The 24,925-nt window shown below is 69.4% G+C and carries 21 protein-coding genes; 11 read left to right on the top strand and 10 right to left on the bottom strand.

Annotation, left to right across the window (positions count from 1 at the left end):
• Positions 1-108: 108 nt before the first annotated feature.
• Positions 109-633, top strand: a complete 525-nt coding sequence (locus ACZ4V6_RS08535; RefSeq protein WP_467823968.1) for an LppU/SCO3897 family protein — start codon at positions 109-111, stop codon at positions 631-633.
• Positions 634-736: 103 nt separating this feature from the next.
• On the opposite strand, the gene ACZ4V6_RS08530 is transcribed toward ACZ4V6_RS08535, so the two are convergent.
• Positions 737-2,182 (bottom strand): CCA tRNA nucleotidyltransferase, encoded by a 1,446-nt coding sequence (locus ACZ4V6_RS08530; protein WP_467823966.1) that lies wholly within the window; start codon positions 2,180-2,182, stop codon positions 737-739.
• 227 nt (positions 2,183-2,409) lie between these two features.
• Here ACZ4V6_RS08530 and ACZ4V6_RS08525 point away from each other — a divergent pair, with 227 nt between their 5' ends.
• From ACZ4V6_RS08525 to trxA, 7 genes are all read left to right on the top strand, one after another.
• Positions 2,410-4,800, top strand: a complete 2,391-nt coding sequence (locus tag ACZ4V6_RS08525) for a DUF6049 family protein (protein ID WP_467823963.1) — start codon at positions 2,410-2,412, stop codon at positions 4,798-4,800.
• A 44-nt stretch (positions 4,801-4,844) separates the two neighbouring features.
• Positions 4,845-7,214: a murein biosynthesis integral membrane protein MurJ gene (gene murJ / locus ACZ4V6_RS08520; protein WP_467823961.1), complete on the top strand. Its 2,370-nt coding sequence runs from the start codon at positions 4,845-4,847 to the stop codon at positions 7,212-7,214.
• A gap of 139 nt (positions 7,215-7,353) precedes the next feature.
• On the top strand, positions 7,354-9,069 hold the full coding sequence (locus ACZ4V6_RS08515) for a protein kinase family protein (protein ID WP_467823958.1): 1,716 nt from the start codon (positions 7,354-7,356) through the stop codon (positions 9,067-9,069).
• A 25-nt stretch (positions 9,070-9,094) separates the two neighbouring features.
• Complete coding sequence (gene sigM / locus ACZ4V6_RS08510; protein WP_467823956.1) at positions 9,095-9,820, top strand: RNA polymerase sigma factor SigM; 726 nt, start codon at positions 9,095-9,097, stop codon at positions 9,818-9,820.
• A 17-nt stretch (positions 9,821-9,837) separates the two neighbouring features.
• The gene (locus ACZ4V6_RS08505; RefSeq protein ID WP_467824345.1) at positions 9,838-10,716 is read left to right on the top strand and encodes an anti-sigma factor family protein; all 879 of its coding nucleotides are present in this window, start codon (positions 9,838-9,840) and stop codon (positions 10,714-10,716) included.
• Positions 10,717-10,856: 140 nt separating this feature from the next.
• Positions 10,857-11,825, top strand: coding sequence for a thioredoxin-disulfide reductase (trxB, locus tag ACZ4V6_RS08500; RefSeq protein WP_467823953.1), 969 nt, complete (start codon positions 10,857-10,859; stop codon positions 11,823-11,825).
• Between the two features lie 38 nt (positions 11,826-11,863).
• Positions 11,864-12,196: a thioredoxin gene (gene trxA, locus ACZ4V6_RS08495; RefSeq protein WP_467823951.1), complete on the top strand. Its 333-nt coding sequence runs from the start codon at positions 11,864-11,866 to the stop codon at positions 12,194-12,196.
• A gap of 77 nt (positions 12,197-12,273) precedes the next feature.
• On the opposite strand, the gene ACZ4V6_RS08490 is transcribed toward trxA, so the two are convergent.
• From ACZ4V6_RS08490 to rpmH, 9 genes are all read right to left on the bottom strand, one after another.
• On the bottom strand, positions 12,274-12,891 hold the full coding sequence (locus tag ACZ4V6_RS08490; RefSeq protein ID WP_467823948.1) for a GNAT family N-acetyltransferase: 618 nt from the start codon (positions 12,889-12,891) through the stop codon (positions 12,274-12,276).
• Positions 12,892-13,217: 326 nt separating this feature from the next.
• On the bottom strand, positions 13,218-14,318 hold the full coding sequence (locus ACZ4V6_RS08485) for a ParB/RepB/Spo0J family partition protein (protein ID WP_467823946.1): 1,101 nt from the start codon (positions 14,316-14,318) through the stop codon (positions 13,218-13,220).
• On the bottom strand, positions 14,315-15,388 hold the full coding sequence (locus ACZ4V6_RS08480) for a ParA family protein (protein ID WP_467824342.1): 1,074 nt from the start codon (positions 15,386-15,388) through the stop codon (positions 14,315-14,317). Before ACZ4V6_RS08480 ends, ACZ4V6_RS08485 begins: the two co-directional genes overlap by 4 nt.
• 332 nt (positions 15,389-15,720) lie before the next feature.
• A complete protein-coding gene (rsmG, locus tag ACZ4V6_RS08475) occupies positions 15,721-16,440 on the bottom strand; it encodes a 16S rRNA (guanine(527)-N(7))-methyltransferase RsmG (protein ID WP_467823944.1) in 720 nt (239 codons plus the stop codon).
• Between the two features lie 125 nt (positions 16,441-16,565).
• Complete coding sequence (locus tag ACZ4V6_RS08470) at positions 16,566-17,078, bottom strand: Jag family protein (protein WP_467823941.1); 513 nt, start codon at positions 17,076-17,078, stop codon at positions 16,566-16,568.
• A 15-nt stretch (positions 17,079-17,093) separates the two neighbouring features.
• Positions 17,094-18,374 carry a membrane protein insertase YidC gene (gene yidC, locus ACZ4V6_RS08465; RefSeq protein WP_467823939.1) on the bottom strand — a complete coding sequence of 427 codons (1,281 nt, stop codon included), beginning with the start codon at positions 18,372-18,374 and terminating at the stop codon, positions 17,094-17,096.
• 3 nt (positions 18,375-18,377) lie between these two features.
• The gene (yidD, locus tag ACZ4V6_RS08460; RefSeq protein WP_467823936.1) at positions 18,378-18,752 is read right to left on the bottom strand and encodes a membrane protein insertion efficiency factor YidD; all 375 of its coding nucleotides are present in this window, start codon (positions 18,750-18,752) and stop codon (positions 18,378-18,380) included.
• Complete coding sequence (gene rnpA, locus ACZ4V6_RS08455) at positions 18,749-19,120, bottom strand: ribonuclease P protein component (protein WP_077798181.1); 372 nt, start codon at positions 19,118-19,120, stop codon at positions 18,749-18,751. Before rnpA ends, yidD begins: the two co-directional genes overlap by 4 nt.
• A gap of 21 nt (positions 19,121-19,141) precedes the next feature.
• On the bottom strand, positions 19,142-19,279 hold the full coding sequence (gene rpmH / locus ACZ4V6_RS08450; protein WP_003956500.1) for a 50S ribosomal protein L34: 138 nt from the start codon (positions 19,277-19,279) through the stop codon (positions 19,142-19,144).
• Positions 19,280-19,655: 376 nt separating this feature from the next.
• On the opposite strand from rpmH, the gene dnaA reads away from it, so the two are divergent.
• The 3 genes from dnaA to gnd all read left to right on the top strand — a co-directional run bounded on the left by dnaA (position 19,656) and on the right by gnd (position 24,893).
• Positions 19,656-21,641 (top strand): chromosomal replication initiator protein DnaA, encoded by a 1,986-nt coding sequence (gene dnaA / locus ACZ4V6_RS08445; protein WP_467823932.1) that lies wholly within the window; start codon positions 19,656-19,658, stop codon positions 21,639-21,641.
• A gap of 1,057 nt (positions 21,642-22,698) precedes the next feature.
• Positions 22,699-23,829 carry a DNA polymerase III subunit beta gene (dnaN, locus tag ACZ4V6_RS08440; RefSeq protein WP_239765663.1) on the top strand — a complete coding sequence of 377 codons (1,131 nt, stop codon included), beginning with the start codon at positions 22,699-22,701 and terminating at the stop codon, positions 23,827-23,829.
• Positions 23,830-24,017: 188 nt separating this feature from the next.
• Entirely contained in the window at positions 24,018-24,893 is an 876-nt protein-coding gene (gnd, locus tag ACZ4V6_RS08435; RefSeq protein WP_467823929.1) for a phosphogluconate dehydrogenase (NAD(+)-dependent, decarboxylating), read from the top strand.
• The last annotated feature ends 32 nt before the right edge of the window (positions 24,894-24,925 follow it).

Below are 24,925 nucleotides of genomic sequence, written 5' to 3'. Positions count from 1 at the left end.
GCCACAGAGCCTCATCGGGCTACAGAGATGTCGGTGGGGGCCGGTACCTTACGTGCGTCTTATTCGCGCCATGCACGCGTCATGCACCCATGTTTAGGGGGACCCCCAGTGACCACTCCGCCGCCCCAAGGCAACCCGTTCGCACAGGGCCAGCCGCAGGCCCCGCAGCAGCTCCAGGGGCAGAACCCCTACGCGCAGGGTCAGGCGGGCTTCCCTCAGCAGCCCGGTCAGCCCGGCTTCCCCCAGCAGGGCGTCCCGTACGCTCCGGTCCCCCCGCAGCAGCCGCGGCGCAAGGTCAGCTTCAAGCTGATCAAGAACATCGTCATCGTCGTGGCCGTCATCAGCGCGGTCGTCGGCGGCTACATCGCCAGCCGCGACGACGCCGACACGGCTTCGGTCGGCGACTGCATGCACCGCGGCAGCACCGACGACAGCGACCCGGACCTCGAGGTCGTCGACTGCTCGGACGCGAAGGCCCAGTACGAGGTGCTGGCGAAGGTCGAGGGCGCGTTCCTCACCGACACGATGGCCCAGAGCAAGTGCGCGGCCGAGGCCAAGGACTTCCAGTACGTCTACACCGAGAGCGGCGACGGCAAGGACTTCCTGCTCTGCCTGAAGGACTACAAGAAGTAGGGCAGGCGTCTCATATGCCGCGAGGGGCGGTGTTTCACGTGAAACACCGCCCCTTCGCCTGCTCGGATCGTGTTTCACGTGAAACGCGACCCGGTTCCACAGCTCACGCCTCCCGCCCGGCCCACCACTCCTTGAGGGCCGCCACCGCGGCGTCATGACCCATCGGCCCGTTCTCCAGGCGAAGCTCCAGCAGGTACTTGTACGCCTGACCGACGACCGGTCCCGGCTTCACACCCAGGATCTCCATGACCTGGTTGCCGTCCAGGTCCGGGCGGATGGCGTCCAGCTCCTCCTGCTCCTGGAGCTTCGCGATCCGCTCCTCCAGCCCGTCGTACGCCCGCGAGAGCGCGGCAGCCTTGCGCTTGTTGCGGGTCGTGCAGTCCGAGCGCGTCAGCTTGTGGAGACGGTCGAGCAGCGGGCCGGCGTCCCGGACATAGCGGCGGACCGCCGAGTCCGTCCACTCGCCCGTGCCGTATCCGTGGAAGCGCAGGTGCAGCTCGACCAGGCGCGAGACGTCCTTCACCAGGTCGTTGGAGTACTTGAGCGCGGTCATGCGCTTCTTCGTCATCTTGGCTCCGACCACCTCGTGGTGGTGGAACGAGACCCGGCCGTCCTTCTCGAACCGGCGCGTGCGCGGCTTGCCGATGTCGTGCAGCAGGGCGGCCAGCCGGAGAACCAGGTCGGGGCCCTCGGTCTCCAGAGCCATCGCCTGCTCCAGCACGATGAGCGTGTGGTCGTAGACGTCCTTGTGCCGGTGGTGCTCGTCCCGCTCCAGACGCAGGGCGGGCAGCTCGGGCAGGACGCGCTCGGCGAGGCCGGTGTCCACGAGCAGCGTCAGCCCCTTGCGCGGGTGAGCGGAGAGGACGAGCTTGTTCAGCTCGTCCCGGACCCGCTCGGCGGAGACGATCTCGATCCGCCCGGCCATGTCCTTCATGGCCGTGACGACCTCGGGGGCCACCGTGAAATCGAGCTGGGCGGCAAAGCGCGCGGCCCGCATCATCCGGAGCGGGTCGTCGGAGAACGACTCCTCCGGAGTGCCGGGAGTACGCAGCACCCGGGCCGCGAGGTCGTCGAGTCCGCCGTGCGGGTCGATGAACTCCTTCTCCGGGAGCGCGACGGCCATGGCGTTCACGGTGAAGTCCCGCCGGACGAGATCCTCCTCGATGGAGTCGCCGTACGACACCTCCGGCTTGCGCGAGGTGCGGTCGTACGCCTCCGACCGGTAGGTGGTCACCTCGATCTGGTAGCCGTCCTTCTGCGCCCCGACCGTGCCGAACGCGATCCCGACCTCCCAGACGGCGTCCGCCCACGGCCGCACGATCTTCAGCACGTCCTGCGGGCGGGCATCGGTCGTGAAGTCCAGGTCGTTGCCGAGCCTGCCGAGCAACGCGTCCCGGACCGAGCCGCCGACCAGGGCGAGAGAGAACCCGGCCTCCTGGAAACGGCGGGCGAGGTCGTCGGCGACAGGCGCTACCCGCAACAGTTCGCTCACCGCGCGAGGCTGCGCCTGACTCATGGCACTGGGGTTGTCTTCGTTGGCGTTCGGCACAACAGAACAGGGTACGTGGCCCGGGCGGAGCCGGTCGCCTCCCTTTGTCCGCGTACCGGGCCGCTCCCCTCACCGGAGCGCTCCTCTATATAGAGGCATATACGGGACAGCCCGCTGCGCGGCGGATCTCGGGGCGCACTCCGCGGCACTTCCCCTCGGCGCACCTCGTTACCATGCGTGGACGCACATACCGACGACCACTGACACGACGAGGGACGGGCGAGCGCGTGGCCGAGGCGGCAGACTTCCAGGGGACCAGTCCCTCACCTGCCCGCCGGTGGCTCCGGCGCACCGCGGCACTGCTCGCCGGCGCGCCCTTGCTGGCCGGCCTGGTCCAGCTTCCCGCCAGTCCCGCGTACGCCGACGGGCAGGCGATCGCCAAGGCCGACTCGGACTCCGGCGCGGTGGCCGTCGCCGTCGACTCGCTCACCCCGTCCGCCCCGACCGAGGGGGACACGGTGACCGTGTCCGGCACCGTGACCAACAACGGCAAGCAGACGGTCACCAAGGCCCATGTCGGACTGCGTGTGGGCCCCGAGGTCAACACCCGCTCGTCCGTCGACGCGATCGCCGAGGACGGTACCGACCTGTCGGGGTCCGTTCCTCCGGAGATCGACGACAAGTACACGGCGAAGTTCTCCGCGCTCGCCCCCGGCGTCGCCGAGCACTTCAACATCTCCGTCCCGGTCGACGAGCTGGACCTCGGCGAGGACGGCGTCTACGAGTTCGCCGTCTCGCTCTCCGGGCAGACCTCCGCGCAGCCGTGGGAGCGGCTCCTCGGCATCCAGCGCACTTTCCTGCCCTGGAAGTCCGACGCGGCCGACCCGAAGACGAAGACGACGTATCTCTGGCCCCTCGTCTCCACCACGCACATGGCCGCCGAGACGGGCCCGAACGAAGAACAGACCCCGGTCTTCCTCAACGACGACCTGGCCGAGGAGATCTCTCCCGGAGGCCGCCTGAACCAGATGGTCACGCTGGGCAAGGACCTCGACGTCACCTGGGTGGTCGACCCCGACCTGCTCGCCTCCGTCGACGCGATGACGGGCAGCTACCGGGTCCGCAGCGGGGACGACACCGTTCGCGGCACCCACCAGGACGTCGCCAAGCAGTGGCTCGCCGATCTGCAGGACGCGGTGGCCGACAAGGAAGTCGTCGCACTGCCCTTCGCCGACCCCGACCTGGCCTCCCTCGCCCACAACGGCACGGACATCGCCGGTTCGCTGAGCCAGCTGAAGGAAGCCACGGACGTCGTCGGCAACACGGTCCCGCCGATCCTCCACGTGAAACCGAACACGGACTTCGCCTGGCCCGTGGAGGGCGCGGTCGACCGGTCGATCGTCAAGGTCGCCACCTCGGCGGGCGCCGACAAGGTGATCGCCCGCAGCGACAGCCTCCAGGAGACCAGCGGCCTGCCGTACACCCCCTCGGCCGCCCGGCCCATCGGCGGCGGGACCACCGCCGTCGTCGCGGACGCCCGGTTGTCCACGGCGTTCGAGGGCGACCTCACGAAGGCGTCCGCGTCCACGCTCGCGGTGCAGCGGTTCCTCGCCCAGAGCCTGGCTCTGCATCTCCAGACCGGCAAGCAGCGCAGCATCGTCGTCGCCCCGCAGCGCACGCCCTCCGGCAGCCAGGCCCGTGCGATGGCCGAGGCACTGAGAGCGCTCCAGGACGGCACCTGGTCCGCCTCCCAGAAGCTGACGGAGGCCGCCGCGGCCAAGCCCGACCCCGACGCCACCACCAAGGTGCCAGGATCCTCCTCGTATCCCTCGAAGCTGCGCAAGAAGGAGCTGCCCCGGTCGGCGTTCACGCAGATCGCGCAGACGCAGGGCAGGCTCGACGACTTCAAGGTCGTCCTGTCGGACCCGTCCCGGGTGGCGACGCCCTTCGGTCGAGCCCTGAACCGGGAGATGTCCGCGTCCTGGCGGGGCCGGGCCGCCGAGGCGGAGTCGTTCCGCGTCGGCGTGAGGTCGTACCTCGACGGGCTGACCGACCGGGTCAGGCTGATCGACAAGTCGGAGACGAAGCTGTCCGGCCGCAGCGCCACGATTCCCGTGACGGTGCAAAACAACCTGGTGCAGGACGTCGGCCCCCTGGTGCTGCGGCTCACCTCGACGAACCCGACACGTCTCGAGATCGACGGCGCCGCCTACCAGGAGCAGCCGGTGTCCGTCTCCGGGGGCCACAGCCAGTCGGTGAAGTTCACCACGTCCGCCAACGCCAACGGCCGGGCCACGGTGATCGCCCAGCTGTACACGATGGACGGGCGGCCGTACGGGAAGGCCGTCACGTTCGACGTGAAGGTCACCGAGATCACGGCCACGGTGATGCTGGTCATCGGCGGCGGTGTCCTGCTCCTCGTCCTCGCCGGCTTCCGGATGTACACCCAGCGCAAGCGGGCCGCCGCCCGTGCGGCCGACAAGAACGGTTCCGGCGAGGAGCGGGAAGCCGGGAGCGACGAGGAAAGCCCCCAGAACCCCGATGACCCCGAGGCGCGTCCCGAGGAGGCCGGGGCACGATCCCGGGCAGATGACCCGCAGCAGCCGAGTGACCCGGCACCGGACACCGCGACGGAAAACGGTGGCCCGTCCGGCACGGGTGAGAGAGTGGACCGTTGAGGATGTCGTGGCCGGTCGGCCCGGGACGATGAGGTGGGGTAACCATGAACGCGCCGTACGACGGTGACCGCGGTCAGGCCGTGGACGGCTCGGGCCACCCCGAGGGTCCGGTGCCCGACCACGGCCGGACGCCGCAGCCGCCCGCGGACATGTACCTCCAGGACGCCTACGACCAGGATCCCTACCGGGCCCAGGACCTCTCCGCCCAGGACCCGGTCTCCGAGGCGCTCTACGACCGCGCCGCGCACCCCCCGCCGCCCCCGGGCACCTACCCGCAGCAGCCGCTGTACGGTCGGCCGTCCCAGTCCCCGTACGCGCCCGACCCGCGCGTCTGGGCCCAGACCCCGGCCCCCGAGCCGGAGGGCCCCACCCAGTACCTGCCGTACGGCGACGACCCGCGTACCACCCAGTTCGTCGGTGTGGACGACCTGGTCACCCAGGCCGGCGAGCAGCGCCACGAGCCCGACGCCTTCGCCCACCTGTTCCGGGACCAGCAGCAGGGTGGCGGCCACCCCTCCTACGACGACCAGGCACCGGTTCCCTCCCCCGCACCCGCTCCCGGCCAGTACGGCGCGGCTCCGGGCCCGTACGGCGCCCAGGGACCCGGCCCGCACGCGAACGCCCCGTCCCCCGGCCAGTACGGGGGCACCGCTCCGGCACCGGGTCCGTACGCGGCTCCCCCGCCGGGCCAGTACGCGGTGGCCCCCACCCCGGAAGCGGCCGAGGCGCCCGTCCAGGAGGCCGAACCCGCCGCCGCGCCGACCGCCACCGTCCCCAAGAAGGGCGGCCGCGCCGGAGGACTGCTGAAGTCCAGCGCCGTGATGGCGGCCGGCACGATGGTGTCCCGCCTGACCGGGTTCATCCGCTCGGCGCTGATCGTCTCGGCGCTCGGCGTGGGCCTGCTCGGCGACACGTTCCAGGTCGCCTACCAGCTGCCGACCATGATCTACATCCTGACCGTCGGCGGCGGCCTCAACTCGGTCTTCGTGCCGCAGCTGGTGCGGGCCATGAAGGACGACGACGACGGCGGCGAGGCCTTCGCCAACCGCCTGCTGACGCTGGTCATGGTGGCGCTCGGCGCACTCACCGCGATCACCGTCTTCGCCGCCCCCCTCCTCATCCGCGTCCTGTCCAACCCCGTCGCCAGCAACCCGGCCGCGAACGAGGTCGGCGTCACCTTCGTCCGCTACTTCCTGCCCTCGATCTTCTTCATGGGCCTGCACGTGGTGATGGGACAGATCCTCAACGCCCGCGGCAGGTTCGGCGCGATGATGTGGACGCCGGTCCTGAACAACATCGTCATCATCGTCACCCTGGGGATGTTCATCTGGGTCTACGGGACCGCGGAGACCTCCGGCATGAAGGTCACCAGCATCCCGCCGGAGGGCCAGCGCCTGCTCGGCATCGGCGTGCTGCTGGGCCTCGTCGTGCAGTCCCTGGCGATGATCCCGTACCTGCGCGAGACGGGCTTCCGGCTGCGCCTGCGCTTCGACTGGCGGGGCCACGGCCTCGGCAAGGCCGTCACCCTCGCCAAGTGGACGGTCCTGTTCGTCCTCGCCAACCAGGCGGGCGCCATGATCGTCATCCAGCTCTCCACGGCCGCCGGCACCGCGTCCCCCGTCGACGGCACCGGTTTCGCCGCCTACGCCAACGCCCAGCTGATCTGGGGCCTGCCCCAGGCCATCATCACGGTCTCCCTGATGGCCGCCCTGCTGCCGCGCATCTCGCGCTCGGCGTCCGAGGACGACGGTGGTGCGGTCCGCGACGACATCTCCCAGGGCCTGCGCACGACGGCCGTCGCCATCGTGCCCGTCTCCTTCGGATTCGTCTCGCTCGGCATCCCGATGTGCACGCTCATGTTCGGCTCCTCGGGCACCAGCGAAGCCACCAACATGGGCTACATGCTGATGGCCTTCGGTCTCGGCCTCATCCCCTACTCCGTGCAGTACGTCGTCCTGCGCGCCTTCTACGCCTACGAGGACACCCGGACGCCCTTCTACAACACGGTCATCGTGGCGGCGGTCAACGCCGCCGCGTCCGCCCTGTGTTACTTCCTGATGCCCGCCCGCTGGGCCGTGGTCGGCATGGCCGCCGCCTACGGCCTGGCCTACGCCATCGGCGTGGGCGTCGCCTGGCGCAGGCTGCGCAAGCGGCTCGGCGGGGACCTGGACGGGGCCCGGGTGCTGCGGACGTACGCCCGGCTGTGCATCGCGTCCGTCCCGGCCGCCCTGCTCAGCGGCGCCGCCTGCTACGGGATCGCCCACGCCCTCGGCCAGGGCGTCGTGGGGTCCCTCGCCGCCCTGCTGGCCGGCGCGGCGGTCCTGTTCGGCGTCTTCTTCGTCGCCGCCCGCCGGATGCGCATCGAGGAGGTCAACTCACTGGTCGGTATGGTGCGCGGACGCCTGGGACGCTGAGACCGGGGGTAGGCGCACAACCATCGTCCGCCGTCATGTGTCGTGCACAGTGGCGGACTGTGGGCACAATTGGGTTCGGCGTCGGGCTGCGCGCATCGGAGTCGGCCGGCGTGCATCGAATGGGGAGGCAGGAACGACGGTGGCGGAACGGAGCACAGCTGCCGTCGACGTGGCAGACGACAGCGGCGAGAAGTCGCTGACCGCACAGGCGGACCAGTCCACGGCCGACGGGGTGGCCAACAACCGGGAGCGGGACACGGACAGCGACGAGGCACAGGGGAGCCCCACGAGCGAGGACGCCGGCAAGACCTCGACTCCCGAACTGCACAGCGGGCACAAGCTCGCCAGGCGCTACCGCCTCGAGGAATGCGTCACCCGTCTGGACGGCTTCAGCAGTTGGCGGGCCGTCGACGAGAAGCTCCGCCGCGCCGTCGGGGTCCACGTCCTGCCCGCGAACCACACGCGGGCCCGCTCCGTGCTGGCCGCCGCACGCTCCGCCGCGCTCCTCGGCGATCCGCGTTTCGTCCAGGTACTGGACGCCGTCGAGGACAACGACCTCGTCTACGTCGTCCACGAATGGCTCCCCGACGCGACCGAACTGACCGCGCTCCTCGCCGCCGGCCCGCTCGACGCCTACGACGCCTACCAGATGGTCAGCCAGGTGGCCTCCGCGATGGCCGCCGCCCACCGCGAGGGCCTCGCCCACCTGCGTCTGAACCCCAACGCCGTGCTGCGCACCTCGACGGGTCAGTGGAGGATCCGCGGACTGGCCGTCAGCGCCGCCCTGCGCGGCATCAGTTCCGACACCCCGCAACGCACCGACACCGAGGCCATCGGCGCCCTGCTGTACGCCACGCTCACCCAGCGCTGGCCGTACGAGAGCGACGCCTACGGCATGGCGGGCCTGCCCAAGGACATCGGTCTGATCCCGCCGGACCAGGTACGCGCCGGTATCCACCGCGGCCTGTCCGAGCTCGCCATGCGGGCGCTCGTCAACGACGGCGCCACCGCTTCGCGCCACGAGTCCCCGTGCACCACGCCGGAGGAACTGGTCAAGGCGATCGGTGAGATGCCCCGCATCCGGCCGCCGGAGCCGACGTTCACCGCCCCACCGCCTTATCAGCGCACCTCGTACCAGAAGGGCACGCACGGCCACCCGGCGCCGCACCCCGGGATCACCCAGCCGGTGGCCGCCCCGCCGCCCCCGCTGCAGAGCCGCACCGGCAAGGCGCTGAAGTGGACCGTCTCCGCCCTGCTGATCGCCGCACTCGGCCTCGGCAGCTGGCAGCTGGCGGACGCCCTCATGGAGCGGGGCGGCAAGGCCGACGACCAGAACCGGACCCAGACGACGAACGGGAACGACAAGAACGACGTCGTGCCGAAACCCGCCAGGCCGATAGCGGTGCAGGGCGCCCAGGAGTTCGTCACCAAGGGCTCCGCACAGCACCCCGCCGATGTCGGCAAGACGTACGACGGCGACAAGAGCACGATCTGGCGGACTGCCAGCTTCTACGACGGACCCGTCATCGGGCCGTTCAAACCGGGCGTCGGCATCGTCTACGACCTCGGTTCCGCCCAGGAGGTCTCCACCGCGGACGTGGGGCTGTCCTACGGTGGTGACCACACGACGGCGGAACTGTACGCCGCGGACTCCCTGCAGCCGTCGTCGCTCGAAACGATGCAGAAGATCGGCACCGTCACCACCACCGGGACCACCGCGACGATCAAGGTCGCCGAGCCGGTCAAGACGCAGTACGTACTCGTGTGGCTCACGGCACTGCCCTACGCCCCCGGTGACGAGTTCAGCGACGCCGGTTACAAGCAGGCCATCACCGACGTGACGTTCAAGGGCTGAGCCCGCCGACGGAGGGAGGGGTCCGATGGCAGATGGCACCGCCTACGGCGACATCGGCGATCAGGACCTCCTCGCCCGCCACGTCGAGGGTGACCCCGGCGCCTTCGGTGAACTCGTCCGCCGTCACCGCGACCGGCTCTGGGCAGTCGCCCTGCGCACCCTGGGAGACCGCGAGGAGGCCGCTGACGCCGTCCAGGACGCGCTCGTATCCGCCTACCGGGCCGCACACACCTTCCGGGGGCAGGCGGCCGTCACGACGTGGCTCCACAGGATCACCGTGAACGCCTGCCTGGACCGTGCCCGCAAGGCCGCCTCCCGCAAGACCGCTCCCGTCGACGACGCCGAACGCCTGGAGCAACTGCTGGAGCCGCACGAGTCGGCCTCGGCCCCCGCCGAGCGCAACGACCTGCACCGCCAGCTCGTCGAAGCGCTGGGGACTCTGCCGGCCGACCAGCGGGCGGCTCTCGTCCTCGTCGACATGCAGGGCTACCCCGTCGCCGAGGCGGCACGGATCCTCGACGTGCCGGTCGGCACGGTCAAGAGCCGCTGCGCCCGTGGCAGGGCCAGGCTGCTGCCGCTGCTCACCCACCTGCGTCCGGACGGCGACGGTGACGACGGAAAGGCCGGCCCCGAGCGGAACCGGACGCGGAGCGCGTCCGTCCCACCCGCAGCGGGACCGCACAGGACGGGCCCGCCGGACGTGGACCAGAGCGATTCAGCCGCAGTGAAGGGCGGAGGTGGACGAGCGTGACGTCGTCGACGACAGACATGGCCGGGCACCCGGACGTCACGGAGATCTCCGACCTCGCCGAGGGTCTGCTCCCGCCTTCACGGACCACGGACGTACGACGGCACCTGGAATCCTGTGAGCCCTGCGCGGACGTCCACGCATCGCTGGAGGAGATCCAGGGGCTGCTCGGCACACTGCCCGGACCGCAGCGGATGCCCGACGACGTGGCCGGTCGCATCGATGCGGCCCTTGCCGCCGAAGCACTGCTGAGTGCGACAGCACCGGAAGTGCCGCCGGCCGACAAGGACGAGGACGAGAGCCGCGACGGTGCGCATGTTTCACGTGAAACATCGGCAGACCGCCCCTCCGGACACGCCCGCACCTCCACCACGGGACCGGGCCGCAAGGACCGCAGGCGAGACGGACGGCGCAGGGCCGTCGTCCTGGGTGCCGTGGCCGCGGCGGCCGCTCTGGGAATCGGCTCCGTGATCGTGTCGTCCGTCACGGGGGGCAGTCCCTCCGACGACACGGCCCACGGGCAGCCGACCGCGCCCGTGGACACCTTCTCCGAGGGAGCGCTGCAGAAGCAGGTCACCGAACTCATCGGTGACGGACAGAGCACACGAAGCGGCTCCCGGACGCCACGCAGCTTCGGCACGGAGTCCGGGACCGAGAACCACGTCCTCACCCGGCCCACGGTCGTTCCCGAGTGCGTCCAGAAGGCCATCGGCCGCGACGACACGGCGCTCGCCACGGAAGAGGGTGTCTACAAGGGCGAGGAGGCACTGCTCGTGGTGCTGCCCGACACTCTCAACGACAGCCGGGTCACCGCCTACATCGTCGGCTCGGCCTGTGTGGAGCAGCCCGCCGTCGGCAAGGCCACAGTCCTCCTGAAGCACTCCTACGCGCGGCCCTGAGCCCGCGCGTTCTCCTCGCCCGCCGTGTGCCCGGGCACAGCGGGAATGCGCGCCCCTTAGGATCCGTTGGGTGGGGTGAGAGCTCCGACAGAAGCTCCACCCGGACCTGAAGACGCAGTCCAGAGACGAGGAATGAAGCCGTGAGCGACGTCCGAAACGTGATCATCATCGGCTCCGGGCCCGCCGGCTACACGGCGGCGCTCTACACCGCGCGCGCGTCGCTGAAGCCGCTGGTGTTCGAGGGCGCCGTCACCGCGGGCGGTGCGCTGATGAACACCACCGAGGTGGAGAACTTCCCGGGCTTCCAGGACGGCATCATGGGTCCCGAGCTCATGGACAACATGCGCGCCCAGGCCGAGCGCTTCGGTGCCGAGCTCATCCCGGACGATGTCGTCGCCGTCGACCTCACCGGCGAGATCAAGACCGTCACCGACACCGCGGGTACGGTCCACCGGGCGAAGGCCGTCATCGTCACCACCGGTTCCCAGCACCGCAAGCTCGGCCTGCCGAACGAGGACGCCCTGTCCGGTCGTGGCGTCTCCTGGTGCGCGACCTGCGACGGCTTCTTCTTCAAGGACCAGGACATCGCCGTGATCGGCGGCGGTGACACCGCGATGGAGGAAGCCACGTTCCTCTCCCGGTTCGCCAAGTCCGTGACGATCGTCCACCGCCGCGACACCCTGCGCGCCTCCAAGGCGATGCAGGAGCGTGCCTTCGCCGACCCGAAGATCTCGTTCGTCTGGGACAGTGAGGTCGCCGAGATCCAGGGCGACCAGAAGCTGTCGGGACTGAAGCTGCGCAACATCAAGACCGGCGAGCTCTCGGACCTGGCGGTGACCGGCCTGTTCATCGCCATCGGTCACGACCCGCGCACCGAGCTCTTCAAGGGCCAGCTCGACCTGGACCCGGAGGGCTACCTGAAGGTCGAGGCCCCCTCGACCCGCACCAACCTGACCGGTGTCTTCGGCGCCGGTGACGTGGTCGACCACACCTACCGGCAGGCGATCACCGCCGCCGGCACCGGTTGCTCTGCCGCCCTCGACGCCGAGCGCTTCCTCGCCGCGCTCACCGACGAGGACAAGGCCGAGCCCGAGAAGACCGCTGCCTGACCCCCATCCGCCCCGCACCAACCCTTAAGGAGCCCGCTGTGGCCGGCACCCTGAAGCAAGTGACCGATGCCTCCTTCGAGCAGGACGTCATCAAGAGCGACAAGCCCGTCCTGGTGGATTTCTGGGCCGCCTGGTGCGGACCGTGCCGCCAGATCGCACCGTCCCTCGAAGCGATCGCCGCCGAGTACGGCGACAAGATCGAGATCGTCAAGCTGAACATCGACGAGAACCCGGGTACGGCCGCCAAGTACGGCGTCATGTCCATCCCGACGCTGAACGTCTACCAGGGCGGCGAGGTCGTCAAGACCATCGTCGGTGCCAAGCCCAAGGCCGCGATCGTCCGCGACCTCGAGACCTTCATCGCCGACTGACGTTTCACGTGAAACACGAAGGGGCCGACCCGGTAGGGTCGGCCCCTTCGTGTTGCGCCCCCTGCGGGAACGAGATCTCACAGCGGACGCAGCGCCGGCTCCTTCTGGACGGCGCCGAGCAGCCGGTCCAGGGCCATCTCCACGTCTTCCTTCCACGACAGGGTGGAGCGCAGCTCCAGCCTCAGCCGCGGATGGCAGGGATGCGGCCGGACCGTCTTGAAGCCCACGGCCAGCAGGTGATCCGCCGGCAGCACGCAGGCGGGCTCCTTCCAGCGGGCATCCCCGAAGGCTTCGATCGCCTTGAAGCCCCGCCGCAGCAGGTCCTTGGCGACCGTCTGCACCATCACCCGCCCCAGCCCCTGTCCCTGGTAGCCAGGCATCACGAAGGCCGTCATCAACTGCACCGCATCGGGGGAGACGGGGCTGGTGGGAAACGCCGTCGACCGCGGTACGTAGGCGGGAGGGGCGTACATCACGAAGCCCACCGGTACGTCGTCGACGTAGACCACCCGACCGCAGGAGCCCCAGTCCAGCAGGACGGAGGAGATCCAGGCTTCCTTCTCCGTGGCGGACGTCCCCGCTGTCACCGCGGCTTCGCCGCTGACGGGGTCGAGCTCCCAGAAGACGCACGAGCGACAGCGCTGGGGAAGGTCCTGAAGATTGTCCAGCGTGAGCGGTACGAGCCGACGCCCCATGAAGGCTGTTCCTCGCTTCCTTCGCCCGCCGCATCACGGGCGGCTGTGAGAGCACTCCGTTCCCTGAGCAGGCTGCCGATGAATCCACCGACCGCGCCCAGCCCCAGTCCGGCGCTCACCAGACCGGTGCGGCTCATCGTTCGCATGTCCCCTGCCTGCCTCTCAGAGGTGCTGCCGGTGAATGCGCCATCTCCAACGCATCGTATCCACGATGCGAGGCAGGGGCACCGGCGAAAGGCAAAGGGCGGACCGTGTTCCGGTAAGCACCGGCCACAGCCCGCCCATCGACGACCAGAGCACCGCCGAGTGATCGGCTCGCCCGAAGATCAGGAGCCGGTCTCCTCGGCGTCCCCGGCCGCGAGGCCCTTCTGGAGCACGGGGCCCTCCCCGGGAGCCAGGCTCCCAAGAATCCGTTCGAGATCTTCCATGGAGGCGAACTCCACGGTGATCTTCCCCTTCTTCTGCCCCAGATCGACCTTCACCCGCGTCTCGAAGCGGTCCGAGAGCCGGGTCGCCAGCTCGGACAGCGCCGGAGAGACGAGAGCGCCGGCCCGCGGCCCCTTGGCCCGATGCGGCTTCTGCGGCCTGGAGCCCATCAAGGTCACGATCTCCTCGACCGCCCGTACCGAGAGTCCTTCGGCCACGATCCGGTGAGCCAGCCGCTCCTGCTCCTCCGAGTCCTCGACGGAGAGCAACGCCCGGGCATGCCCGGCGGAGAGCACTCCGGCGGCCACGCGGTTCTGCACCTTCGGAGAGAGCTTCAGCAGACGCAACGTGTTGGACACCTGCGGACGGGACCGGCCGATGCGGTCCGCCAGCTGGTCGTGCGTGCAGTTGAAGTCCTTCAGCAGCTGGTCGTAGGCGAAGGCCTCCTCCAGCGGATTCAGCTGGGCGCGGTGCAGGTTCTCCAGCAGCGCGTCCAGGAGGAGCTGCTCGTCCTCCGTGGCCCGCACGATCGCCGGGATGGCCTCCAGCCCCGCTTCTCGACTGGCCCGCAGACGGCGTTCACCCATGATGAGCTCGTAACGCCCGGGGCCCGTCTGCCGGACGACGACCGGCTGGAGAAGACCGACCTCCTTGATGGAGGTCACCAGCTCGGCGAGGGCATCCTCGTCGAACACCTTGCGAGGCTGCCGCGGGTTCGGAGTGATCGAGTCCAGGGGCACTTCCGCGAAGTGAGCTCCCAGAGGAGGCGCGGGCATACCCGCCGCGGCCGACTGCGCCGACTCCTCTGTTTCACGTGAAACAGAGGACAGCGTCGCCACCTTCGCCGCCGCCACCCCCCGGTCACCGGGCAGCACGGGAACCGCCGAGGAAGGCACGGACGCCGCACCCCCCAGGGCGGCCGAGGCCACCGACTTCTCGGTCGGCGCTGCGGGAATCAGTGCGCCGAGACCGCGGCCCAACCCTCTTCGTCGCTCACTCACTGGATCCCCTCCACCATGCTCGAGTCGTTCTGTGCGCCGACGTGTGCCTGGGCCGGGTCGTAATTGACCCCCACGCCCCTCAGCGCGATCTCGCGTGCCGCCTCCAGGTAGGAAAGGGCTCCGCTCGAACCTGGATCGTAGGTCAGCACTGTCTGCCCGTAACTGGGGGCCTCCGAGATACGGACCGAGCGCGGAATGCTCGTCCGCAGGACCTCTTCGCCGAAGTGGCTTCGTACCTCGTCCGCGACCTGTGACGCCAGGCGCGTCCGCCCGTCGTACATGGTGAGCAGGATGGTCGACACATGCAGGGTGGGGTTGAGATGCCCCCGCACCAGGTCGACGTTCCGCAGCAGCTGGCCCAGACCCTCCAGCGCGTAGTACTCGCACTGGATCGGGATCAGCACCTCCTGGCCCGCGACGAGCGCGTTGACCGTCAGCAGACCGAGGGAGGGAGGGCAGTCGATGAGGATGTAGTCCAGCGGCTGCTCGTACGCCTGGATGGCCCGTTCCAGGCGGCTCTCCCGTGCCACCAGGGAGACCAGCTCGATCTCCGCTCCGGCGAGGTCGATGGTGGCGGGCGCGCAGAAGAGGCCCTCGACGTCGGGAACCGGCTGGACGACCTCGGAGAGCGGCCGGCTCTCGACCAGCACGTCGTAGATGGACGGAACCTCGGCGTGGTGGTCGATTCCCAGCGCCGTGGACGCGTTGCCCTGCGGGTCCAGGTCGACGACCAGCACACGAGCCCCGTGCAGCGCCAGCGACGCGGCGAGATTGACGGTGGTCGTCGTCTTGCCGACGCCGCCCTTCTGATTGGCGACCACGATCACGCGGGTCTGCTCGGGTCGCGGCAGGCCTTCACCGGCTCGGCCCAGAGCCTCCACTGCCAGCTGGGCAGCTCGACCGATCGGAGTGTCGTCCATCGGAGGCGGTGTTTCACGTGAAACATCCGCCCCCGTCGACTCGGTACGGGGACCGGGGACCGGATCGGTCATCGGTCCCGCGATGTTGGCGTCGGACCGCAAGGATTCACTCTCCTCGACTTCAGGCTCGCAATGAACAGAGCCTCCCATGCCTTCGGGGTCGTGAACCAGTGAGGTCTGGCGTTCTGTGGAGAAATCCACCTCTGTGGACAACTCCGCATCCCTCAGGAGATCCGAATCACCGGGGGAGCCCGGTTCCTCGGCAAGAGAACCGAGGGGCCTCCGGTCGCGGGGTTCGGCCGCGGCGCGACCGCGACTGATGATGCCGTGCAGCAGTGAGCGACGTTTCACGTGAAACACGATGCACAGCACCCGAGGGCGAACTGCCGCGACACTCCGGCATGCGCAGAGCGGGAGGCTTGTGTGGAGTACGCCGGGTCGTCACGACGGCGCCGTCAGGACAGAGCGGCGCCGTCGCACGCTCATCCGCGCCGTCGGCGTGCCCGGCCCGTCCGGGCCGCCTTGGCCCGTTTGGCGGCAAACCGCACACCACCGGGGCTCTCCCCGACCTCGACGCGGACCACAGTGGACCGGGGGTCCACGACGCCTTCACCCACATGCAGGATCGACGTCTCCACCGCGCCCAGCTTGCTCAGCGCCGCCGCCGCGGCCTTGAGCTCCTCCTCGGCCGCATCACCCTTGAGAGCGAGCATCTCACCGTACGGGCGCAGCAGCGGGATGCCCCAGGTGGCCAGGCGGTCCAGCGGCGCGACGGCACGGGCCGTCACCACGTGCACCGGCGGGACCTTGCCCATGACCTCCTCGGCCCGGCCACGCACGACGGTCACATGGTCCAGGCCCAGCAGCTCCACCACCTCGGTCAGGAAGTTGGTGCGCCGCAGCAACGGCTCCAGAAGAGTGATCTTCAGGTCCTCCCGGACCAGCGCCAGCGGAATCCCGGGCAGGCCGGCACCCGAGCCGACGTCGCACACCGTCACCCCCTCGGGCACGACTTCCGAGAGCACCGCACAGTTCAACAGGTGCCGCTCCCACAGGCGCGGGACCTCACGGGGACCGATCAGGCCACGCTGCACTCCCGCCTCGGCGAGCAGCTCGGCATAGCGGACCGCATCCGCATAGCGATCACCGAACACCTCGCGTGCCTGCTCGGGCGCAGGGGGAAGCTCCGCTGCCTCCGTCACGGGGGACCGTCCTTCCGTACCGCACCGGCGCGCCGAGCGCCGATGCCAGAACCACCAGAACTATCAGGCTGACAAAATTCGGCCCCGTCTGCGCAACAGACGGGGCCGGAGAACGTGGGGACCGATCAGGCGGGAAGCACGACGACGAAGCGCTGCGGCTCCTCGCCCTCGGACTCGCTGCGCAGTCCTGCGGCCTTGACCGCGTCGTGCACGACCTTGCGCTCGAACGGCGTCATCGGCTTCAGCCGCACGGCCTCGCCACTGCTCTTGGCCTCTGCCGCGGCCTTCGCTCCCAGCTCGGAGAGCTCGGTGCGCTTCCTGGCCCGGTAATCGGCGATGTCGAGCATCAGCCGGCTGCGGTCCCCGGTTTCCCGGTGCACGGCCAGACGCGTGAGCTCCTGCAGAGCCTCCAGCACCTCACCGTCCCGGCCGACCAGCTTCTGCAGATCACGGCTGTTCGTGTCGCTGATGATCGAGACAGAGGCACGGTCGGCCTCGACGTCCATGTCGATGTCGCCGTCCAGGTCGGCGATGTCGAGCAGACCCTCCAGGTAGTCCGCGGCGATCTCGCCCTCCTGCTCGAGGCGAGTCAGGGTGTCTGCACCCTCGGCAGCGGCGGAGGTGGTGCCTTCCGTCACGGGATGGACTCCTTCTTACTTCTTCGACGGGGACTTGGGCCGCTGCGGGCCCTTGCGCTGTCCGGACTGGGCCTTGCTGCGGCCACCGCCGCCGGGCTTCTGAGCGGACTTCTTGGCGGCGGCGGGCGAGGTGCCCGGCTCGGCTTCCTCCGGCTCGCCGGACTTGCTGAGCGAGGTCTTCGGCTCGGCCTCGCCGGCCGCCTTCGTGGTCTGCCGCTGGGACTTGCTCTGCCGCTTGGGCTGCTGGCGCTTCGGCGTTCCCGTCGCCACGGGCGCGCCGTCCTCGGACTGTGCGGCGACAGCGGCCTCGCTCTTCACCACGGTGCCGTCGGGCTGGGCCGCCAGGCCCGCCTTGTTCAGACCGTTGATGAACTTGCGCTCGAACTCGTTGCGGTCCCGGCCCTTGGCGACGATCGCCTTCACGATGGCCCTCTCACCGCGACCACGCGTCTTGCCGTGCTCGGTGACGTGCTTGTGCAGACGCTCCAGATAGGCGGCCTGGGCCTTGGAACCCGGAGTCGGGTTGTTGCGGATGACGTACATCTGCTGGCCCATGGTCCACACGTTGGTGGTCAGCCAGTAAACGAGGACACCGACCGGGAAGTTGATACCGAAGACGGCGAACATGACCGGGAAGACGTACATCAGCATCTTCTGCTGCTGCATGAACGGCGTCTTCACCGTCGTGTCGACGTTCTTGGTCATCAGCTGGCGCTGGGTGAAGAACTGCGACGCCGACATCAGGATGATCATGACGGCGGTGACGACGCGGACGTCGGTGATCGAGGACCCGAGAGCCTCCACCTTCGACGCGCTGTCGGTGAACTTCGCCGCGAGCGGCGCACCGAAGATGTGGGCCTTCTGCGCGCTCTCCAGCAGGCGATCGTTGATCACACCGATGGTGTCGCCCGTCGCGATGCCGTTGAGCACGTGGTACAGGGCGAAGAAGAACGGGGACTGCGCCAGGATGGGAAGGCACGAGGAGAGCGGGTTGGTGCCCGTCTCCTTGTACAGCTTCATCATCTCTTCGGACTGACGCTGCTTGTCGTTCTTGTAGCGCTCCTGGATCTTCTTCATCTCCGGCTGGAGCGTCTGCATCGCGCGCGTCGACTTGATCTGCTTCACGAAGAGCGGGATCAGGCAGATGCGGATCAGAATCACCAGGGACACGATGGACAGGCCCCAGGCCCATCCCGTGTCAGGGCCGAAAATGGCGCCGTACACGCTGTGGAACTGGACGATGACCCAGGAGACAGGTGTCGTGATGAAGCTGAAGAGGCTGGCAATCGTGTCCACTAATCATGCTCCTTGGGCATGGGACTGGGTCTCTGCGGCCGGGCTCGAAGGACTGGACGGTCTCGTCGGAGAAGCCTGTCCCTCGGTGGCCGGTTCGGCGGCGGAGGGCCCGCCCCTGCGTGCACGCCAGGCGTCACGCAGCATTTCGTGCCACCGCGGGCGCTTGCGCGGCGGAACATGGTCCACCCCGCCCAGCGACCACGGATTGCACCGCAGGATGCGCCAGGCGGTGAGTGCCGTTCCCTTGATGGCACCGTGCCGGTCGATGGCCGTGTAGCCGTAGTGGGAGCACGACGGGTAGTACTTGCAGACCGGCCCCAGCAACGGACTGATCGTCCACTGGTACAGCTTGATCAGAGCCAGCAGCGGGTACTTCATCGCGCGCCCCCTCCCAGCAGCCGCTTCAGGGCGGCATCCAGGTCTCGGGCCAGCTGTGCATGGTCGGCGTCACCCGCACCGGGCAGCGCTCGTACGACTACCAGGCTACCGGGGGGAAACAGGTCGATCCGGTCCCGCATCAGATGACGAAGCCTGCGCTTCACCTTGTTGCGGACCACCGCACCGCCCACGGCCTTGCTCACGACGAAACCCGCACGTGTCGGGGGAGCGCTCTCCCCAGGCGCGTGCGGGTCCGTGGCACCGCTTCGAAGGTGGACGACGAGAGCCGGGCGGCCGGCCCGGCGCCCTCGTCGTACCGCGGTCGCGAAGTCCTCGCGCCGCCTCAGCCGGTTCTCGGTGGGCAGCACGATGTCATGACCTGACCGGGATCAGGCGGACAGACGGGCGCGACCCTTGCTGCGGCGGGACGCGAGGATCGCGCGGCCGGCACGGGTGCGCATACGCAGCCGGAAGCCGTGGGTCTTCGCGCGACGACGGTTGTTCGGCTGGAAGGTGCGCTTGCTCACTCGGGGGCTCCAGAAAGAATCGGGGTTGGCGGGGTGCCGTCCTGGCTGTCACCGTGCGCCCACGAGTAGCTCTCGTCACGCCCGAGTGCACCGCTTTTTCGATCACCTTGGACGTGACCTGTGCCCATCGGAGGCAGGCGGCAGCAGCCATCGACAACTCGACCTGGTTACGGTACGTGAGACTGCGCCATTCGGTCAAACCAGAGGTGACCGAGGCACACTTGTCCACAGGCTGGGGACAACAACTTGAACCCTACCGGTCGCGCTGACTACCGTGGCTGAACTCCGATTCGTTCCCTTATCCCTGCCCGCCCGAGTTTCATCCCGACCCGTCCCCGAAGCACACCTTCGAGGGACTCGTGAGAGAGCGTGCCCTGTGGCTGACGTACCTGCCGATCTTGCCGCAGTGTGGCCACGCGTACTGGAGCAGCTCCTCGGAGAAGGCCGCGGTCAAGGGGTCGAATCGAAGGACGAGCACTGGATCCGCCGCTGCCAGCCCCTGGCACTGGTCGCCGACACCGCCCTCCTCGCCGTGCCCAACGAATTCGCGAAGGGCGTCCTCGAGGGCCGGCTCGCCCCTGTCGTCAGCGAAACGCTGAGCCGGGAGTGCGGCCGCCCCATCCGCATCGCGATCACCGTCGACGACACCGCGGGCGAGTCCCCCGCCCCGCCGGCTCCGCCCGCCCGCCCCCAGCCGCGCTACGAGGAGCCCGAACTCCCGCCCTCCGGCCAGGGAGGAGGCGGAGCGGGCCAGAGCGGCCAGGGAGCCCACAACCGCGACGACTACGAGGCCTACGGCCGCCACCGGTCCGACCAGCTCCCCACCGCCCGTCCCGCCTACCCGCAGGAATACCAGCGCCCCGAGCCCGGCTCCTGGCCCCGCCCGTCCCAGCAGGACGACTACGGCTGGCAGCAGCAGCGCCTCGGCTTCCCGGAGCGTGACCCGTACGCCTCCTCCCAGCAGGACTCGTACGGCCCGTCCGCCCAGGACAACTACTCCGCGTCCCCGCAGGACGGCTACCCGCAGGGCGTCTACTCCCAGGACTCCTACGGCCAGGAGCCGTACCCCCAGGACTCCTACCCCCAGGACCGCCGTCCTCAGGACCGCCGCCCGCAGCCGCCGGAGCGCCCCCCGTACGACGCCCAGCGCGCCGACTACGACCAGCCCCGCGGCGACTACGACCAGCGCGGCACTCGGCGCGAGCTCCCCGAGCCGCCGCCCGGCTCCGGCCACGTCCACCGCGGCGGACCCGTCGGCCCCGGGCCGGCCACCGGCGCCCCCGGCCCGCTGGCCGCCCAGCCCGCACCGGCGACCGGCCCCGGCGAGCCCACCGCACGCCTGAACCCGAAGTACCTCTTCGACACCTTCGTCATCGGCGCCTCCAACCGCTTCGCCCACGCGGCGGCCGTAGCCGTCGCCGAAGCGCCCGCCAAGGCCTACAACCCCCTCTTCATCTACGGGGAGTCCGGCCTCGGCAAGACCCACCTGCTCCACGCGATCGGGCACTACGCGCGCAGCCTCTACCCCGGCACGCGCGTGCGGTACGTGAGCTCCGAGGAGTTCACCAACGAGTTCATCAACTCCATCCGCGACGGCAAGGGCGACAGCTTCCGCAAGCGCTACCGCGAGATGGACATCCTGCTCGTGGACGACATCCAGTTCCTGGCGGACAAGGAGTCGACGCAGGAGGAGTTCTTCCACACCTTCAACACGCTCCACAACGCCAACAAGCAGATCGTCCTGTCCTCCGACCGGCCGCCCAGGCAGCTGGTCACACTCGAGGACCGGTTGCGGAACCGTTTCGAGTGGGGCCTGACCACCGACGTCCAGCCGCCCGAGCTGGAGACGCGCATCGCGATCCTGCGCAAGAAGGCGGTACAGGAACAGCTCAACGCCCCGCCGGAGGTGCTGGAGTTCATCGCCTCCCGCATCTCGCGCAACATCCGTGAGCTGGAGGGCGCGCTGATCCGGGTGACCGCGTTCGCGTCGCTTAACCGGCAGCCGGTCGACCTGGGCCTGACCGAGATCGTCCTGAAGGACCTGATCCCCGGCGGCGAGGACTCGGCCCCCGAGATCACGTCCACGGCCATCATGGGCGCCACCGCCGACTACTTCGGCCTCACCGTCGAGGACCTGTGCGGCACCTCCCGAGGGCGTGCCCTGGTCACGGCCCGTCAGATCGCCATGTACCTCTGCCGCGAGCTGACGGACCTCTCTCTGCCGAAGATCGGTGCGCTGTTCGGGGGCCGGGACCACACCACGGTGATGCACGCCGACCGCAAGATCCGCAATCTGATGGCGGAGCGGCGCTCCATCTACAACCAGGTGACGGAGCTGACCAACCGCATCAAGAACGGCTGACGGCCGCCGGCACGGGCCGGAACGCGCCTGGAGGCGCCCCTGGAGAGCTCTGGGGGCGCCTTTTCCATGCCTGACGGCTGGACGGGGCCGGCTGGGCGGTCCGGACGCGCTGACGGGGAGCTTCCCGGACGCGGCTGCGGGGAGCTCCGGTCATGGCCGCAGGGGCCGGCGGACGCAGGGCGGGGACCAACGGGCACGGTGCGGGGCCCGGACGCGGCTCGGAGAGCCCGAATCCTGCCGGGGAGCCCTCGGCGCCGACCGGGCCTCGCCCCTCCGCTGTTCGAATGCCTGCCGGGTTACGGCCTCTCTCCACAGATTCGGCGACTTTTTCCCCTCCACACCTTGGGGATCGGGAAGTTGTCCCGATCTTGTCCACAGGCTGGGGTGGTGAGGAATGATCAGGGCAGGTCAGCCCCCTGTGGATCCGTGGACAAAAGTTATCCACAAGCTGTGGACGGCGGAGAGGCCTCCAGCTCGCGCGTCAAGTTGTCCACCGTCGACCCACAGGCTGATGCCAGTTGTCCCCAGTGATCACCAGCTTCTCCACACCTCTGTCCACTGTTCGGCAACTCGGCGCGGCTTCTCACTCCACCGAGTGAAAGGCGTCACATCAACGTGCAGGAGTGGGCTGTGGGAAAGGTGGGTAAACCTGGGGACGGCGTTGGGGAGAAGTCGCCCTTCCCTGTGCACGGCGTGTGCAGAACTTTCTGTTCTCCACAGAGACCCCTGGTTGTCCACCGGCTCCGCCCACAGGACCCGTGGACAAAATTCCTGCTCTGACCTGTGCAAACGCGGTTATCCACGGTATCCACAGGCCCTACTACTACTCCCGACCAGAGAGAGAGCGGCATTCGTTTCGAAGCGGGGCCTGTGCACAACTCGCTCTCCCGAGCCCGACCGCCCCTCGTCGCGACTTGACCCCGGAGGGCACCTACTGTCAGTGCGGTGCGTCAGACTGGTCCCCGGTGTTCTGCCCTGACCGGGGCCGGCGACACCGGGTCAGACGACGAAGGCGAAGCAGGGCGAGAAGCGCCGGCAACAGCAGGAGGCGGCAACAGTGAAGATCCGGGTGGAACGCGACGTACTCGCGGAGGCAGTGGCCTGGGCGGCACGCAGCCTCCCGGCCCGTCCGCCGGCGCCGGTCCTCGCGGGCCTGCTGCTGAAGGCCGAGGAGGGACAGCTGAGCCTGTCCAGCTTCGACTACGAGGTCTCCGCGCGGGTGTCGGTGGAGGCGGAGGTCGAGGAGGAGGGCACGGTCCTCGTCTCCGGCCGGCTGCTCGCCGACATCTCCCGCGCCCTGCCCAACCGGCCGGTGGAGATTTCCACAGACGGTGTACGGGCGACGGTGGTCTGCGGTTCCTCGCGCTTCACCCTCCACACCCTGCCTGTGGAGGAGTACCCGGCCCTGCCGCAGATGCCGAACGCCACGGGCACCGTCCCCGGCGAGGTCTTCTCCGCGGCCGTGCAGCAGGTCGCCATCGCCGCCGGCCGTGACGACACGCTGCCCGTCCTCACCGGTGTGCGCATCGAGATCGAGGGCGACACGGTGACGCTGGCCTCCACCGACCGCTACCGCTTCGCGGTCCGCGAGTTCCTGTGGAAGCCGGAGAACCCGGAGACCTCCGCGGTCGCCCTGGTGCCCGCCAAGACGCTTCTGGACACCGCCAAGGCGCTGACCAGCGGCGACCAGGTGATCCTGGCGCTGTCCGGTTCGGGCGCGGGCGAGGGCCTGATCGGTTTCGAGGGCGCGGGCCGCCGGACGACGACCCGTCTGCTGGAGGGTGACCTCCCGAAGTACAAGACGCTCTTCCCGACGGAGTTCAACAGCGTCGCCGTGATCGAGACCGCCCCCTTCGTGGAGGCCGTCAAGCGTGTGGCGCTGGTCGCCGAGCGCAACACCCCGGTGCGGCTCAGCTTCGAGCAGGGCGTGCTTGTCCTGGAGGCCGGCTCCAGCGACGACGCACAGGCTGTGGAGAGGGTGGACGCCCAGCTGGAGGGCGACGACATCTCGATCGCCTTCAACCCGACATTCCTGCTGGACGGTCTGAGCGCGATCGACTCGCCGGTGGCCCAGCTGTCCTTCACGACGTCCACGAAGCCGGCGCTGCTCAGCGGCAGGCCCGCCGTGGACGCCGAGGCGGACGAGGCCTACAAGTACCTGATCATGCCGGTGCGGCTGAGCGGCTGAGGCCGCCCGACCGTCCACAGGGTGAGGACAAAGCCCCAGGTGAGGGCGTACGCATGAGCGCGTATGCCCACAGCTGTGCACGGAGTTGCGGGTTTAGGCTCGTACGCGGGTACGAAAGTGCCGCGGCACGCATCCGCCAGGTGCGGGCGTGCCGTCACGCCACCTCGCAGACCTAAGGAACGCAACTGATGGAGCTCGGTCTCGTCGGCCTCGGCAAGATGGGCGGCAACATGCGCGAGCGGATCCGCCGCGCGGGCCACACCGTCGTCGGATACGACCGCAATCCGGATCTCGCGGACGTCCACAGCCTGGAAGAGCTTGTGGGCAAGCTCAGCGCCCCCCGTGTGGTCTGGGTGATGGTCCCGGCCGGTGAGCCCACCCAGGCCACCGTCGACCGGCTGGGGGAGCTGCTGGAGCCCGGCGACGTCGTCGTGGACGGCGGGAACTCCCGCTGGACGGACGACGAGAAGCACGCCGAGGAGCTGGCGGCCAAGGGCATCGGCTTCGTGGACTGCGGTGTCTCCGGCGGTGTGTGGGGCCTGGAGAACGGCTACGCGCTGATGTACGGCGGCGACGCGGAGAACGTCGCCAAGGTGCAGCCGGTCTTCGACGCCCTGAAGCCCGAGGGCGACTTCGGCGCCGTGCACGCCGGCAAGGTGGGCGCGGGCCACTTCGCGAAGATGGTCCACAACGGCATCGAGTACGCGATGATGCAGGCCTACGCCGAGGGCTGGGAGCTGCTGGAGAAGGTCGACTCCGTGGAGAACGTCCGCGAGGTCTTCCGCTCCTGGCAGGAGGGCACGGTCATCCGTTCCTGGCTGCTGGACCTGGCCGTCAACGCCCTCGACGAGGACGAGCACCTGGACGGGCTGCGCGGTTACGCACAGGACTCCGGTGAGGGACGCTGGACGGTGGAGGCCGCGATCGACAACGCGGTGCCGCTGCCGGCTATCACCGCGTCGCTGTTCGCGCGGTTCGCGTCCCGGCAGGACGACTCGCCGCAGATGAAGATGATCGCCGCGCTGCGCAACCAGTTCGGTGGTCACGCGGTGGAGAAGAAGTAGGCAATACCCGAAGGTTGGGGAGGTCGGCGAAC

This window comes from Streptomyces sp. NPDC029152, from assembly GCF_055564355.1.
The sequence above is the reverse complement of the archived record's forward strand: the minus strand, read 5'-3'. Positions and strand labels throughout refer to the sequence as shown.

Bases quoted from the DNA above. Each gene is read 5' to 3' on its own strand.
- ACZ4V6_RS08490 (WP_467823948.1), bottom strand. From the start codon at position 12,891: ATGGGGCGTCGGCTCGTACCGCTCACGCTGGACAATCTTCAGGACCTT.
- ACZ4V6_RS08505 (WP_467824345.1), top strand. From the start codon at position 9,838: ATGGCCGGGCACCCGGACGTCACGGAGATCTCCGACCTCGCCGAGGGT.
- gnd (WP_467823929.1), top strand. From the start codon at position 24,018: ATGGAGCTCGGTCTCGTCGGCCTCGGCAAGATGGGCGGCAACATGCGC.
- yidD (WP_467823936.1), bottom strand. From the start codon at position 18,752: ATGAAGTACCCGCTGCTGGCTCTGATCAAGCTGTACCAGTGGACGATC.
- ACZ4V6_RS08480 (WP_467824342.1), bottom strand. From the start codon at position 15,388: ATGGGAGGCTCTGTTCATTGCGAGCCTGAAGTCGAGGAGAGTGAATCC.
- sigM (WP_467823956.1), top strand. From the start codon at position 9,095: ATGGCAGATGGCACCGCCTACGGCGACATCGGCGATCAGGACCTCCTC.
- murJ (WP_467823961.1), top strand. From the start codon at position 4,845: ATGAACGCGCCGTACGACGGTGACCGCGGTCAGGCCGTGGACGGCTCG.